A 14,992-nucleotide genomic window follows, 5' to 3' on the forward strand; every position below is an offset into this window, starting at 1 on the left:
CGCCGGCTTTGCCCGCCGCTGTGCTGGAATTCCTGACGGAGAACCTGCATGTCGGTATTGCAATTATCGCTTAACGAGGCGCGCCATCTTCATCTCGCGGCGCAGGGGGTGTTAAAAAAGCCCCGGCGTCGCGCTCGCCCGAATGACATCCTTTCTACCATTCAGCAGATGTCGCTGCTGCAAATCGATACTATCAACGTGGTGGCCCGCAGCCCCTACCTCGTGCTGTTCAGTCGCCTGGGTAACTATCCACAGCACTGGCTGGATGAGTCGCTGCGTAGCGGCGAACTGATGGAGTACTGGGCGCATGAAGCCTGTTTTCTGCCTCGCAGCGACTTTGCCCTGGTGCGCCATCGTATGTTGAATCCTGACAATATGGGCTGGAAATACCATCGCGCGTGGATGGAGGAGCATGCCGGGAGTATTGCCGAGCTGCTGGCGCATATCGGGCAAAACGGCCCGGTTCGCTCGGCGGATTTTTCCCACCCACGCAAAGGTGCCAGCGGCTGGTGGGAGTGGAAACCGCATAAGCGCCACCTCGAAGGATTGTTTACTGCCGGTGAAGTGATGGTGGTAGAGCGGCGTAACTTTCACCGTGTCTATGATTTAACCCGGCGAGTGATGCCGCATTGGGACGACGCGCGCGACGCGCTTTCCCGCGATGAAGCAGAGGCCATCATGCTGCGCAACAGCGCCCGCAGTCTCGGTATCTTTCGCCCCCAGTGGCTGGCCGATTACTATCGCTTACGTCAGCCTGCGTTACCGGCTCTGCTGGCGGCCTGGCAGGAAGAGGGCCTCGTGGTGCCGGTTAATGTCGAAGCCCTTGGCGAGATGTGGCTGCATCGCGACGCGCTGGCGCAGCTGGAGTCCGCGCCCGGCGGTAAACTTACCCCCAGCCATAGCGCCGTGCTCTCTCCCTTCGACCCGGTGGTCTGGGATCGAAAACGCGCCGAGCAACTGTTTAACTTTAGCTATCGTCTGGAGTGCTATACGCCGGCGCCGAAGCGGCAGTATGGCTATTTTGTACTGCCCTTGCTGCACCAGGGTAAGCTGGTTGGGCGAATGGACAGTAAAATACATCGCAAACGCCGGGAGCTGGAGATCTTCTCCCTGTGGCTGGAGGACGGGGTGAAGATCACCCGAGGTCTGGAACAGGGGCTGCGCCGGGCGATTAACGACTTCGCGCGCTGGCAATCGGCGGAACGGATCCTGTGCCAACGCCTGCCGGAAGGGCTGTTTATCGGCCAGACACAAGGGTGGGAAATCGACGCCGATTGATCCCGGCGTCAAGCTTCCTGTGATATGCTGCTGAGAAATCTATCCGGTCCATCAGGAGGAAACATGGATCATCGTTTACTTGAAATCATCGCCTGCCCGGTCTGTAACGGTAAGCTTTATTACAGTCAGGATAAGCAAGAACTTATTTGCAAACTTGATAGTCTGGCGTTTCCGCTGCGCGATGGTATTCCTGTGCTGCTGGAGACAGAGGCCCGAGCGCTGACGGTTGAAGAGAGTCACTCATGAGTTTCGTGGTTATTATTCCTGCGCGTTTCGCCTCTACGCGCCTGCCGGGAAAACCACTGCAGGACATTAACGGCAAACCGATGATTGTCCATGTGCTGGAGCGTGCGCGCGAATCCGGCGCGGATCGCATTATTGTCGCCACCGATCACGAAGAAGTCGCCCGGGCGGTTGAAGCCGCCGGCGGCGAGGTCTGTATGACCCGTGCCGATCATCAGTCCGGCACTGAACGGCTGGCGGAAGTGGTGGAGAAGTGCGCGTTCAGTGATGACACTATTATCGTCAATATTCAGGGCGATGAGCCGATGATCCCGCCGGCGATCGTTCGCCAGGTGGCGGAGAATCTGGCGTCCAGCAGCAGCGGAATGGCAACGCTGGCGGTACCGATCCACGATGCGGAAGAGGCGTTTAATCCAAATGCGGTGAAAGTGGTGATGGATGCGCAAGGTTATGCGCTTTATTTCTCCCGTGCCACCATACCCTGGGATCGCGATCGCTTTGCTCACTCCCGTGAGACCATCGGTGATTCCCTGCTGCGTCACATCGGCATCTATGGCTACCGCGCCGGCTTTATTCGTCGCTATGTCAGCTGGGCGCCGAGCCCGCTGGAGCAAATTGAAATGCTCGAGCAGCTACGCGTGCTGTGGTATGGCGAGAAAATCCATGTCGCCGTGGCGGCCGAAGTGCCCGGCACCGGTGTCGATACCCCGGAAGATCTGGAGCGCGTGCGCGCTGAGCTGCGTTAGTCCTCTTTCCCCTCCCGGCGGGAGGGGATATTCCCGCCGGTTTTCGCTTTTTTTGCCCCTTTTTGATCTTATCCGATGACAACCCAGGTGCGGGCGCTCATTATGAAACCAGTAGTGTTCATAGGGGTAATCGACAATGGAACAGTTGCGAACCGAACTCAGTCATCTGCTGGGCGAAAAGTTAAGCCGGGTGGAGTGTGTCAGTGAACAAGCCGCTACGGCGCTGTGGTCGCTGTATGATGCGCAGGGAAACCCGATGCCGCTGCTGGCGCGAAGTTTCACCACGCCCGGCGTGGCGCGGCAACTGGCATGGAAGATCTCCACCCTCGCGCGCAGTGGTACGGTGCGTATGCCGGTGGTTTACGGCGTGATGACGCACGAAGAGCATCCCGGACCAGATGTGCTGCTGCTTGAGCGCCTGCGCGGCGTACCGGTGGAGGCGCCGACGCGCACCCCGGCGCGCTGGGAGCAATTGCAGGAGCAAATCGTCGAGGCGCTGTTGGCCTGGCATCGTCAGGACAGCGGCGGCTGCGTGGGAATGGTCGACAATACCCAGGAAAACCTGTGGCCGAACTGGTACCGCCAGCGGGTAGAGATATTGTGGAGCACCCTGAACCTGTATCAGGACACCGGCCTGACCATGCAGGATAAGCGCCTTTTGTTCCGCTCCCGCGAGTGCCTTCCGGAGCTGTTCCGTGATTTCAATGACAATGCTGTGTTGGTGCATGGTAACTTCACCCTGCGCAGCATGCTCAAAGACCCGCGCAGCGATCAGCTGCTGGCGATGGTCGGTCCGGGGATGATGCTGTGGGCGCCGCGCGAGTATGAACTGTTCCGCCTGGCCGAGGGGGGCCAGGCCGAGCAACTGCTATGGCGCTACCTGCAGCAGGCGCCAGTTTCCGAGGCATTCGTCTGGCGGCGCTGGCTCTATCTGCTGTGGGATGAGGTGGATAGTCTGGTCAATACCGGGCGCTTTGATCGCGCCCGTTTCGACCTCGCGAGCAAATCACTCCTGCCCTGGCTCGTCTGAGCTACCTTTCAGCCATTGCCAGATGCGACCGAGCGTTTCATAGCCGACACGGTCGCTGTGCATCAACCACACGGGAGACGGGATGGCCCGCTCCCATGGATTAAGCGCTGAGGTCACCGCTAACTGATTGGCCGGCGCGGGCAGCGGATCCAGCCCGGCATGACGAAAGAAAATCATCGCCCGCGGAAGGTGTGACGCCGAGGTCACCAGCAGGAAGGGCGCATCGCCGATGGCACGCTTCACTGCAAGGGCTTCCTCTTCCGTATCTTTTGGCCGATCGAGCACAATGATATCGCTGCGCGGTACGCCGAGGCTCTCCGCCACTCTCGCGCCAGCTTCCGCCGTACTCACGGGATTCGTTTTCGCCGCCGCGCCGGTAAAAATCATTTTCGAGCCGGGATTCGCCTGCCACAGGCGGATGCCCTCCGTCAGGCGCGGCAGACTGTTATTGATAAGGTTAGAGCTTGGCGCCCACTCCGGGTTCCAGGTATAGCCACCGCCCAGTACCACCACGTAGCTTGCCGGCTGCTCGCCGCGCCAGGTGGGATAGCTATCTTCTATCGGTTTCAGCAGGCTGTCGGCCACGGGCTGCAGGCTCAGTAGCGCCAGCAGCAGCCAGCCGAGGCTCACGCAAAACTTCCCGGTACGTTGAAAGCGGCTAAACCACAGCAGACCGATCCCGATACCGATCAACAACAACAGGGCGGGAAGCGGCAGCAGCAGACCGCCGACAATCTTTTTTAGCGTGAAAAGCATGCCAGATGGTTCCTTTTTTAACCATATAACCAAAGTTATGTTCGGATCTTATAACAGATCGCTTCATTCTCTCCGTGGGTATGACAAAATAGCGGTTTTGTGTTGGCTTGTGGAGTCGCCCGTGCAGGATCGCAATTTCGATGACATTGCTGAAAAGTTTTCGCGCAATATTTACGGCACCACAAAAGGCCAGTTGCGTCAGGCGATCCTCTGGCAGGATCTGGAACCTTTACTGGCGCAGCTGGGGCCGGGACCGCTGAGGGTGCTGGATGCCGGCGGCGGTGAAGGGCAAACGGCCATCAAAGTCGCGCAACTGGGCCATCACGTGACGCTGTGCGATCTCTCCGCTGAAATGGTGGCGCGTGCCCGCAAGGCGGCTGCCGATAAAGGTGTGATCGACAACATGCATTTTGTACAATGCGCGGCTCAGGATATTGCACAGCATTTGGAAAGCCCGGTCGATCTGGTACTGTTTCATGCGGTGCTGGAGTGGGTGGCGGAGCCCCAGACGGTGCTGCGTACGCTCTGGTCGACGCTGCGTCCTGGCGGTGGGCTGTCGTTGATGTTCTACAATGCTAACGGCCTGCTGATGCACAATATGGTGGCCGGTAATTTCGATTACGTACAACTGGGCATGCCAAAAAAGAAAAAACGCACGCTGTCGCCGGATTATCCGCGTGAACCGCAGCAGGTTTATCACTGGCTGGAAGAGATTGGCTGGCAGATTGTCAGCAAAACCGGCGTGCGGGTGTTTCATGATTATCTGCGTGAAAAACGCCAACAGCATGACAGCTATGCGGCGCTGCTGGCGCTGGAGACGCGCTACTGTCGTCAGGAGCCGTATCTCAGCCTGGGCCGTTATATTCATGTCACCGCGCTTAAGAGCCAGGCTCATAGCCGCAGATGCAAGGATAAAGTATGAGTGAATTTTCCCAGACAGTCCCCGAACTGGTTGCCTGGGCCAGGAAAAATGATTTTTCTATCTCGCTGCCGGTCGACAGACTCTCTTTTCTGCTGGCGATTGCCACCCTGAATGGCGAACGGCTGGAAGGGGAAATGAGCGAGGGAGAACTGGTGGATGCGTTCCGCCACGTCAGTGATGCGTTTGAGCAGACCAGCGAAACCATCAGCCAGCGCGCCAATAACGCAATTAACGATTTGGTGCGCCAGCGTCTGCTGAACCGCTTTACCAGCGAAGTAACTGAAGGCAATGCAATCTATCGCCTGACGCCGTTGGGGATCGGGATCACCGATTACTATATTCGTCAGCGCGAATTCTCGACGCTGCGTCTTTCGATGCAGCTATCGATCGTCGCCGGTGAGCTGAAGCGCGCGGCGGACGCGGCGGAGGAGGGGGGCGATGAATTCCACTGGCATCGCAACGTTTTTGCGCCGCTGAAATATTCCGTGGCGGAAATTTTCGACAGCATTGACCTGACGCAGCGCATCATGGATGAGCAGCAGCAACTGGTGAAAGACGATATCGCGCAGTTGCTGAATAAAGACTGGCGGGCGGCGATTTCCAGCTGTGAATTGCTGCTGTCGGAAACCTCCGGCACGCTGCGCGAACTGCAGGATACGCTGGATGCGGCGGGGGACAAACTGCAGGCGAATCTGCTGCGCATTCAGGATTCGACCCTGGCGCGCGACGATTTGCATTTTGTCGACCGGCTGGTATTCGACCTGCAAAGCAAACTTGACCGCATCGTCAGCTGGGGTCAGCAGGCCATTGACCTGTGGATCGGCTACGACCGCCACGTGCATAAGTTTATCCGTACCGCTATCGATATGGATAAAAACCGCGTCTTCGCCCAGCGTCTGCGCCAGTCGGTACAGACCTATTTTGATGAGCCGTGGGCGCTGACTTACGCCAACGCCGATCGTCTGCTGGATATGCGTGATGAAGAGATGGCGCTGCGCGATGAAGAGGTCACCGGCGAACTGCCAGCGGATCTTGAATTTGAAGAGTTTAACGAAATTCGCGAGCAGCTGGCGGCGCTAATTGAAGCGCAGCTGACGGTGTATAAAGAGAAAGGTATACCGTTGGATCTCGGCCTGGTGGCGCGCGAATTCCTGGCGCAGTATCCGCGCGGGCGTCATTTCGACGTGGCGCGGATCGTCGTGGATCAGGCGGTACAGCTGGGCGTGGCCCAGGCAGATTTCACCGGACTGCCGGCAAAATGGCAGCCGATTAATGATTACGGAGCCAAGGTACAGGCGCATGTCATCGACAAATATTGAACAAGTGATGCCGGTTAAGCTGGCGCAGGCGTTGGCCAATCCGTTATTTCCGGCGCTGGACAGCGCCCTGCGCGCGGGCCGGCATATCGGTCTCGACGAGCTGGATAATCACGCATTTTTGATGGATTTTCAGGATTACCTGGAAGAGTTTTACGCTCGCTATAACGTCGAGCTGATCCGCGCGCCGGAGGGGTTCTTCTACCTGCGCCCGCGCTCCACTACCCTGATTTCGCGCTCGGTGCTGTCGGAGCTGGATATGATGGTGGGCAAAATTCTTTGCTATCTCTATCTCAGCCCCGAGCGTCTGGCAAACGAAGGCATTTTCACCCAGCAGGAGCTTTATGACGAGCTGCTGACCCTGGCGGATGAGGCCAAACTGCTGAAGCTGGTGAACAACCGTTCCACCGGCTCCGATCTTGACCGCCAGAAGCTGCAGGAAAAGATGCGTGCGTCGCTTAACCGCCTGCGCCGTCTGGGGATGGTGTGGTTTATGGGCCACGACAGCAGCAAATTCCGCATCACCGAATCGGTATTCCGCTTTGGCGCCGATGTGCGCGCCGGCGACGACCCGCGCGAGGCGCAGCGCCGATTGATCCGCGACGGGGAAGCGATGGCCCTGGAAAATCACCTGCAGCTCAATGATGAGAATGAAGAAAACCAGCCGGATAGCGGGGAGGAAGAGTAATGATTGAACGCGGTAAATTTCGCTCGCTGACGCTGGTTAACTGGAACGGCTTCTTTGCCCGAACCTTTGATCTTGACGAACTGGTTACCACCCTCTCCGGGGGGAATGGCGCCGGTAAGTCGACGACCATGGCGGCCTTCGTCACGGCGCTGATCCCCGATTTAACCCTGCTGCACTTCCGTAACACCACCGAGGCGGGGGCCACCAGCGGCTCGCGCGATAAAGGCCTGCACGGTAAGCTGCGCGCCGGGGTCTGTTACTCCGTGCTTGACGTGATCAACTCCCGCCATCAGCGCGTGGTGGTCGGCGTGCGTCTACAGCAGGTTGCCGGGCGCGATCGCAAAGTCGATATCAAGCCTTTTGCCATTCAGGGGTTGCCGACCTCCATCCTGCCGACCCAGCTGTTGACCGAGACGCTCAACGATCGCCAGGCGCGCGTCGTCAGTCTCAACGAGCTGAAAGACAAGCTGGAGACGATGGAAGGGGTCCAGTTCAAGCAGTTTAACTCGATAACCGAGTACCACTCGCTGATGTTCGATCTGGGCGTCGTGGCGCGTCGTCTGCGTTCCGCCTCCGATCGTAGCAAATACTACCGCCTGATCGAGGCCTCGCTGTACGGCGGGATCTCCAGCACCATTACCCGCTCGCTGCGCGACTATCTGCTGCCGGAAAACAGCGGCGTGCGTAAAGCGTTCCAGGACATGGAAGCGGCGCTGCGGGAAAACCGCATGACCCTGGAAGCCATTCGCGTCACGCAGTCCGACCGCGATCTATTCAAACACCTGATCAGCGAAGCCACCAACTACGTGGCGGCGGACTATATGCGTCACGCCAACGAGCGGCGCATTCATCTTGATAAGGCGCTGGAGTATCGTCGCGATCTCTTCACCTCGCGTTCGCAGCTGGCGGCGGAACAGTATAAGCACGTCGACATGGCGCGCGAGCTGCAGGAGCATAACGGTGCCGAAGGCGATCTGGAAGCGGATTACCAGGCCGCCAGCGATCATCTGAACCTGGTGCAGACGGCGCTGCGTCAGCAGGAAAAAATCGAGCGCTACGAAGCAGATCTCGATGAGCTGCAGATCCGTCTGGAAGAGCAAAATGAAGTGGTGGCGGAAGCTGCCGATCAGCAGGAAGAGAACGAAGCCCGCGCTGAGGCCGCCGAGCTGGAAGTGGATGAGCTTAAAAACCAGCTTGCCGACTATCAGCAGGCGCTCGACGTCCAGCAGACCCGCGCCATTCAGTATAACCAGGCGCTGCAGGCGCTGGAGCGCGCGAAGGCGCTGTGCCATCTGCCGGACCTGACGCCGGAGAGCGCCGACGAGTGGCTGGAAACCTTCCAGGCGAAAGAGCAGGAAGCGACGGAGAAAATGCTGTCGCTGGAACAAAAAATGAGCGTGGCGCAAACCGCGCACAGCCAGTTTGAACAGGCCTACCAGCTGGTGGCGGCGATTAACGGCCCGCTGGCGCGCAACGAAGCCTGGGACGTGGCGCGCGAATTGCTGCGCGACGGCGTGAACCAGCGCCATCAGGCCGAGCAGGCGCAGGGGCTGCGCAGCCGCCTCAATGAGCTGGAGCAGCGTCTGCGCGAGCAGCAGGACGCCGAGCGCCAGCTGGCCGAATTCTGCAAGCGCCAGGGCAAACGCTACGAGATCGACGATCTGGAAACGCTGCATCAGGAGCTGGAAGCGCGCATCGCGTCGCTGGCCGACAGCGTGTCTAACGCTCAGGAGCAGCGCATGGCGCTGCGCCAGGAGCTGGAGCAGCTGCAGTCGCGCACTCAGACGCTGATGCGCCGGGCGCCGATCTGGCTGGCGGCGCAGAACAGTCTTAACCAGCTATGCGAGCAGAGCGGCGAGCAGTTTGAGTCCGGCCAGGAGGTCACCGAATATCTGCAGCAGCTGCTGGAGCGTGAGCGCGAGGCTATCGTTGAACGTGACGAGGTCGGTGCCCGCAAACGCGCCATCGATGAAGAAATCGAGCGTCTCAGCCAGCCGGGCGGTTCGGAAGATCCGCGCCTTAACGCGCTGGCGGAACGCTTTGGCGGTGTTCTGCTGTCTGAGATCTACGATGACGTCAGCCTGGACGATGCGCCGTACTTCTCCGCGCTGTACGGCCCGTCGCGCCATGCGATCGTGGTACCGGATCTGTCGCAGGTGGCGGAGCAGCTCGAAGGACTGGAAGATTGCCCGGAAGATTTGTATCTGATCGAAGGCGACCCGCAGTCGTTTGACGACAGCGTATTCAGCGTTGACGAGCTGGAAAAGGCGGTGGTGGTGAAGATTGCCGACCGCCAGTGGCGTTATTCGCGCTTTCCAACGCTGCCGCTGTTTGGTCGCGCGGCGCGTGAAAACCGCATTGAAACACTGCATGCCGAGCGTGAATCGCTGTCTGAGCGTTTCGCCACCCTGTCGTTCGATGTACAAAAAACCCAGCGTCTGCACCAGGCCTTTAGCCGCTTCATCGGCAGCCACCTGGCGGTGGCTTTCGAGGACGATCCGGAAGAAGAGATCCGCAAGCTTAACAGCCGCCGCGGCGAGCTGGAGCGTGCGCTGAGCGCCCATGAAAACGATAACCAGCAGAACCGCGTGCAATACGAGCAGGCGAAAGAGGGCGTGTCGGCGCTTAACCGTCTGCTGCCGCGCCTGAACCTGCTGGCGGATGATACGCTGGCCGATCGTGTGGACGAGATCCAGGAACGTCTGGATGAAGCCCAGGAGGCGGCGCGCTTTATTCAGCAGCACGGCAATCAGCTGGCGAAGCTGGAGCCTATCGTTTCGGTGCTGCAGAGCGACCCGGAGCAATTTGAACAGCTGAAAGAAGATTACGCCTATGCGCAGCAAACCCAGCGCGAAGCGCGTCAGCAGGCTTTTGCCCTGGCGGAAGTCGTGCAGCGCCGGGCCCACTTTAGCTACTCCGATTCGGCGGAAATGCTCAGCGGCAACAGCGATCTCAACGAGAAGCTGCGCCAGCGCCTGGAGCAGGCGGAATCCGAACGCAGCCGCGCGCGCGAGGCGATGCGGACCCATGCGGCGCAGCTCAGTCAGTACAATCAGGTGCTGGCCTCGCTGAAGAGCTCGTATGACACCAAGAAAGAGCTGCTCAACGATCTGTATAAAGAGCTGCAGGACATTGGCGTGCGTGCTGATGCCGGCGCGGAAGAGCGCGCGCGTCAGCGTCGCGATGAGCTGCATATGCAGCTGAGCAATAACCGCTCCCGTCGCAATCAGCTGGAGAAAGCGTTGACCTTCTGCGAAGCGGAAATGGATAACCTGACCCGTAAACTGCGCAAGCTGGAGCGCGATTACTGCGAAATGCGTGAGCAGGTGGTGACCGCCAAGGCGGGCTGGTGCGCGGTGATGCGTCTGGTGAAAGACAACGGCGTCGAACGTCGTCTGCATCGCCGCGAGCTGGCCTATCTCTCCGCCGACGATCTGCGGTCGATGTCGGATAAAGCGTTGGGTGCGCTGCGTCTGGCCGTCGCCGATAACGAACACCTGCGCGATGTGCTGCGTATTTCGGAAGATCCGAAGCGTCCGGAGCGCAAAATTCAGTTCTTCGTTGCCGTTTACCAGCATCTGCGCGAGCGTATTCGTCAGGATATTATTCGCACCGATGATCCGGTGGAAGCGATCGAGCAGATGGAGATCGAGCTCAGTCGCCTGACCGAAGAGCTGACCAACCGCGAACAAAAGCTGGCGATCAGCTCACGCAGCGTGGCCAATATTATTCGCAAAACTATTCAGCGTGAGCAGAACCGTATTCGGATGCTCAACCAGGGGCTGCAGAGTGTCTCCTTTGGCCAGGTCAACAGCGTACGGCTGAACGTTAACGTACGCGAGACCCACTCGACGCTGCTCGACGTGCTCTCCGAGCAGCATGAGCAGCATCAGGATCTGTTTAACAGCAATCGTCTGACCTTCTCGGAGGCGCTGGCTAAGCTTTATCAACGTCTGAATCCGCAGATCGACATGGGACAGCGCACACCGCAAACCATCGGCGAAGAGCTGCTCGACTACCGCAACTATCTGGAGATGGAAGTGGAGGTTAACCGTGGTTCCGACGGCTGGCTGCGCGCCGAGTCCGGCGCACTGTCGACGGGGGAAGCGATCGGTACCGGGATGTCGATTCTGGTGATGGTAGTCCAGAGCTGGGAGGATGAGTCCCGTCGTCTGCGCGGCAAGGATATCTCACCTTGCCGTCTGCTGTTCCTCGACGAGGCGGCGCGTCTTGACGCCCGCTCTATCGCCACCTTGTTCGAGCTGTGCGAACGACTGGAGATGCAGCTGATTATCGCGGCACCAGAAAATATCAGTCCGGAGAAAGGCACCACCTATAAGCTGGTACGTAAAGTGGTTAACAACCATGAACACGTCCATGTGGTGGGGCTGCGCGGGTTTGCCGCGCCGCTGCCGGAAACCGTACCGGGGACGGCCGACGCCTCCTGAGGATGCGGCCAAATTCTGGCGGGGAAGCGGTGAAAAGGGCAACGTTAAGTTGCCCTTTTTGCTATCCAGTTCGGTATGCCTGGATGGTATAATCTTTAAGCTTCTTTACATTAGGTAAGGCAAAAGCCTTTTCGTCTTTATATACTGAAAAAGAGCCCCAATTTTGTGGGCAGCAATGTGTGACAACAGGGGGCAAGGGATGTTGCTAAAGAAACGGTATGGTCGTCCATTGTCAGCGCTCAGTCTGAGCCTGGCACTGGCATTTGCTCCGCTGTTCAATGTCCAGGCCGCAGAGCCTGAAGTCGTACCAGGTGATAGTTCCGCAACGCCTGGCGAGCTTTCCGTCGCGCTGGCGCAAAGCGATGGGCAATCACCGGCGGTCGCGAAGCTGGCCGGTGAGCAGCCGCTGTCGATGGAAGCCGCGGCGCACAGTCGCGCGCAGATCGAGGCGCTGTTGCCGGCTGGCTACAAACCCGTCTTTATGAATCCGCTGGTGTCGCTGTACGCCGCCAGGGATATGAAACCGATGTGGGAAAACCGTGAGGCCGTGCAGGCGTTTCAGCAGCAGCTGGCGGAAATTGCCATCGCCGGTTTTCAGCCACAATTTACCACCTGGGTCAGCCTGTTGACCGATCCCGCCGTCAGCGGCATGGCGCGCGATGTGGTGTTGTCGGATGCCATGATGGGCTATCTGCACTTTATCAGCGGCATCCCCACCCAGGGGACTCGCTGGTTATATAGCTCGACACCGTACAAGATGGCGACCCCGCCGCTGTCGGTCATTAACCAGTGGCAGCTGGCGCTGGACAATGGTTCTCTGCCGGCGTTTATCGCCGGCCTGGCGCCGCATCATCCGCAATATGAGGCCATGCACCAGTCGCTGCTGGCGCTGGTGGCTGATTCACGACCATGGCCGCAGATGACCGGCAGCGGCTCGCTGCGTCCCGGCGAGTGGAGCAATGATATCGGCGCCTTGCGCGAGATCCTCCAGCGTACCGGCATGCTGGAGAATACCGCGAATATCGTTCTGCCCGGCGACGTGGTGAGCCCGTCGGCGAAGAAGAAGAGTAAACCTGCGGCGCGCGGTGTGTACGATCGCCAGCTGGTGGAGGGCGTTAAGCGCTTTCAGGCCATGCAGGGGCTGGGGGCAGATGGCGTTATCGGCCAGTCCACCCGCGACTGGCTTAATGTCTCCTCGGCGCAGCGTGCAGGGGTGCTGGCGCTAAACATTCAGCGGCTACGTCTGCTGCCGGGCAAATTGTCCACCGGCATTATGGTGAATATTCCTGCGTTCTCGCTGGTCTATTACCAGGACGGCAGTCAGGTGCTGGCTTCACGGGTGATCGTGGGGCGTCCGGACCGCAAAACGCCAATGATGAGCAGTGCGCTGAATAACGTGGTGGTCAATCCGCCGTGGAACGTACCGCCGACCCTGGCGCGCAAAGACATTCTGCCGAAAGTGCGTAACAATCCCGGCTATCTGGAGCAGCATGGCTACACCGTGATGCGCGGCTGGAACAGTAAAGAGGCGATTGATCCTTACCGGGTCGACTGGTCGACCATTACGGAGAACAATTTGCCGTTCCGTTTTCAGCAGGCGCCCGGGGCGCGTAACTCGCTGGGGCGCTATAAATTTAATATGCCGAGTTCGGATGCCATCTATCTGCACGATACGCCGAACCATAATTTGTTCCAGAAAGATGTTCGCGCGCTCAGTTCAGGTTGTGTGCGGGTGAATAAGGCTTCGGAGCTGGCCAATATGCTGCTGCAGGATGCAGGCTGGAATGACACGCGTATTTCCGATGCTCTGAAGCAAGGGGACACGCGTTATGTCAATATCCGGCAAAATATACCGGTAAATTTATATTACTTAACCGCGTTTGTAGATGCTGATGGACGTACACAATATCGAACAGATATTTACAATTACGATATCACCGCGCGATCCAGCGCACAAATTCTGACGAAAGCTGAACAATTAATCAGGTAAATGAAGTAGTTCAATGGATTCTGTTGTCCTAGCACTGGGTAAAACAGGCGCTGCTCCTCTGCAGCGCCCGATTTTCCTGGGGTGAGGCTGCCTTGACGTTGGCAATAATGCCCGGTAAGGTGCCTTTCGTGCGCCAGAAGTGCATATACATATCATTCCGCTCAATGCGTAGCGTGATTAGCGCGAACGTTCTCCTTTGCCAGGCAGATCATGGCCGTGGCGAGCGATAGCGTGCTGATTCTCAGCATCGTGTAAGGCGGAAAAAGTATATAACGATTCATTGACTGTAGACCTGATTATCATGGACAAATTTGACGCTAATCGCCGCAGATTGCTGGCGTTGGGTGGTGCTGCGCTGGGTGCTGCCGCCATTCTCCCTGCGCCGGCATTTGCCACCCTCTCGACCCCCCGTCCGCGTATTTTGACGCTGAATAACCTGCATACTGGTGAATCGCTCAAGGCGGAGTTTTTCGATGGCAGAGGCTATATTCAGGATGAATTAGCAAGACTTAACCATTTTTTCCGCGATTATCGCGCGAACAAAATTAAGTCCATCGATCCAAATCTGTTCGATCATCTTTATCGGTTGCAGGGATTACTTGGCAGCAACAAACCTGTCCAGCTTATCTCTGGTTATCGTTCCCTCGATACCAATGATGAGCTCCGCGCACGAAGCCGTGGTGTAGCGAAACACAGCTATCACACCAAGGGGCAGGCCATGGATTTTCATATTGAAGGTATTTCGTTAAGCAATATTCGCAAAGCGGCGTTATCTATGCGCGCAGGTGGTGTAGGATATTACCCACGTAGTAACTTTGTGCATATTGATACCGGTCCCGTAAGGCACTGGTAACGAAAGGAGCGTCATGAACTATCGTATTATTCCGGTTACCGCGTTCGCGCAGAACTGTTCTCTTATCTGGTGCGAACAAACCCGGCTGGCGGCGCTGGTCGATCCTGGCGGCGATGCTGAACGTATCAAAGCGGTGGTGGCGGAGGCGGGCGTCACGCTGATGCAGATCCTGCTGACGCATGGCCATCTCGATCACGTCGGCGCCGCGGCGGAACTGGCGCAGCATTATGGCGTACCGGTTATTGGTCCGGAAAAAGAAGATGAGTTCTGGCTGGAAGGATTACCGGCGCAAAGCCGGATGTTCGGCCTGGAGGATTGCCAGCCGCTGCGTCCGGATCGCTGGCTCAATGAAGGCGATGTGGTCAATGTAGGGAATGTGGCGCTGCAGGTTCTGCACTGTCCGGGCCATACACCGGGTCACGTGGTCTTTTTTGATAATGCTTCCCGACTGCTGATCTCCGGAGATGTGATTTTCAAGGGCGGGGTGGGGCGCAGCGATTTTCCACGCGGCGACCATGGGCAGCTGATTGCCGCCATTAAGGATAAGCTGTTGCCGTTGGGTGATGACGTCACCTTTATTCCCGGCCATGGTCCGCTGTCCACGCTGGGTGAAGAACGGCGCAATAATCCGTTCCTGCAGGATGAGATGCCGGTCTGGTAACTGACCTGAGGCAAACTGATAAAAAAGGCCGCATTTGCGGCCTTTTTCTTTATATTTATAT

The 14,992-nt window shown here is 58.2% G+C and carries 12 protein-coding genes; 11 read left to right on the plus strand and 1 reads right to left on the minus strand.

Annotation, left to right across the window (positions count from 1 at the left end):
• Nucleotides 1-48: 48 nt before the first annotated feature.
• From ACKLKD_RS21250 to ACKLKD_RS21265, 4 genes are all read left to right on the plus strand, one after another.
• Nucleotides 49-1,278, plus strand: coding sequence for a winged helix-turn-helix domain-containing protein (locus tag ACKLKD_RS21250; RefSeq protein WP_080897557.1), 1,230 nt, complete (start codon nt 49-51; stop codon nt 1,276-1,278).
• Between the two features lie 63 nt (nt 1,279-1,341).
• Entirely contained in the window at nt 1,342-1,524 is a 183-nt protein-coding gene (gene ycaR / locus ACKLKD_RS21255) for a protein YcaR (RefSeq protein ID WP_012542316.1), read from the plus strand.
• Nucleotides 1,521-2,267 carry a 3-deoxy-manno-octulosonate cytidylyltransferase gene (kdsB, locus tag ACKLKD_RS21260; protein ID WP_025712956.1) on the plus strand — a complete coding sequence of 249 codons (747 nt, stop codon included), beginning with the start codon at nt 1,521-1,523 and terminating at the stop codon, nt 2,265-2,267. Before ycaR ends, kdsB begins: the two co-directional genes overlap by 4 nt.
• 136 nt (nt 2,268-2,403) lie before the next feature.
• The gene (locus tag ACKLKD_RS21265) at nt 2,404-3,297 is read left to right on the plus strand and encodes a YcbJ family phosphotransferase (RefSeq protein WP_080924439.1); all 894 of its coding nucleotides are present in this window, start codon (nt 2,404-2,406) and stop codon (nt 3,295-3,297) included.
• On the opposite strand, the gene elyC is transcribed toward ACKLKD_RS21265, so the two are convergent.
• Nucleotides 3,274-4,053, minus strand: coding sequence for an envelope biogenesis factor ElyC (gene elyC, locus ACKLKD_RS21270; protein WP_025712954.1), 780 nt, complete (start codon nt 4,051-4,053; stop codon nt 3,274-3,276). The two genes, ACKLKD_RS21265 and elyC, sit on opposite strands and share 24 nt — an antisense overlap.
• A 121-nt stretch (nt 4,054-4,174) precedes the next feature.
• Between elyC and cmoM the strand changes: the two genes are divergently transcribed.
• The 7 genes from cmoM to ACKLKD_RS21305 all read left to right on the plus strand — a co-directional run bounded on the left by cmoM (nt 4,175) and on the right by ACKLKD_RS21305 (nt 14,931).
• The gene (gene cmoM, locus ACKLKD_RS21275) at nt 4,175-4,975 is read left to right on the plus strand and encodes a tRNA uridine 5-oxyacetic acid(34) methyltransferase CmoM (RefSeq protein ID WP_080897555.1); all 801 of its coding nucleotides are present in this window, start codon (nt 4,175-4,177) and stop codon (nt 4,973-4,975) included.
• On the plus strand, nt 4,972-6,294 hold the full coding sequence (gene mukF / locus ACKLKD_RS21280; protein WP_087805790.1) for a chromosome partition protein MukF: 1,323 nt from the start codon (nt 4,972-4,974) through the stop codon (nt 6,292-6,294). The genes cmoM and mukF overlap by 4 nt, the downstream gene beginning before the upstream one ends.
• On the plus strand, nt 6,275-6,979 hold the full coding sequence (gene mukE, locus ACKLKD_RS21285) for a chromosome partition protein MukE (protein WP_025712951.1): 705 nt from the start codon (nt 6,275-6,277) through the stop codon (nt 6,977-6,979). Before mukF ends, mukE begins: the two co-directional genes overlap by 20 nt.
• Nucleotides 6,979-11,427, plus strand: coding sequence for a chromosome partition protein MukB (gene mukB / locus ACKLKD_RS21290; protein WP_025712950.1), 4,449 nt, complete (start codon nt 6,979-6,981; stop codon nt 11,425-11,427). The genes mukE and mukB overlap by 1 nt, the downstream gene beginning before the upstream one ends.
• 199 nt (nt 11,428-11,626) lie before the next feature.
• Nucleotides 11,627-13,417, plus strand: coding sequence for a L,D-transpeptidase (gene ldtD / locus ACKLKD_RS21295; protein WP_025712949.1), 1,791 nt, complete (start codon nt 11,627-11,629; stop codon nt 13,415-13,417).
• Nucleotides 13,418-13,718: 301 nt separating this feature from the next.
• Nucleotides 13,719-14,270: a YcbK family protein gene (locus tag ACKLKD_RS21300; RefSeq protein WP_087805794.1), complete on the plus strand. Its 552-nt coding sequence runs from the start codon at nt 13,719-13,721 to the stop codon at nt 14,268-14,270.
• 13 nt (nt 14,271-14,283) lie between these two features.
• On the plus strand, nt 14,284-14,931 hold the full coding sequence (locus tag ACKLKD_RS21305) for an MBL fold metallo-hydrolase (RefSeq protein WP_025712948.1): 648 nt from the start codon (nt 14,284-14,286) through the stop codon (nt 14,929-14,931).
• Nucleotides 14,932-14,992: the final 61 nt, after the last annotated feature.

Origin of the sequence: Klebsiella sp. 10982 (assembly GCF_048589245.1) — a bacterium.
Classification (GTDB): Bacteria; Pseudomonadota; Gammaproteobacteria; order Enterobacterales; family Enterobacteriaceae; genus Klebsiella; species Klebsiella quasivariicola.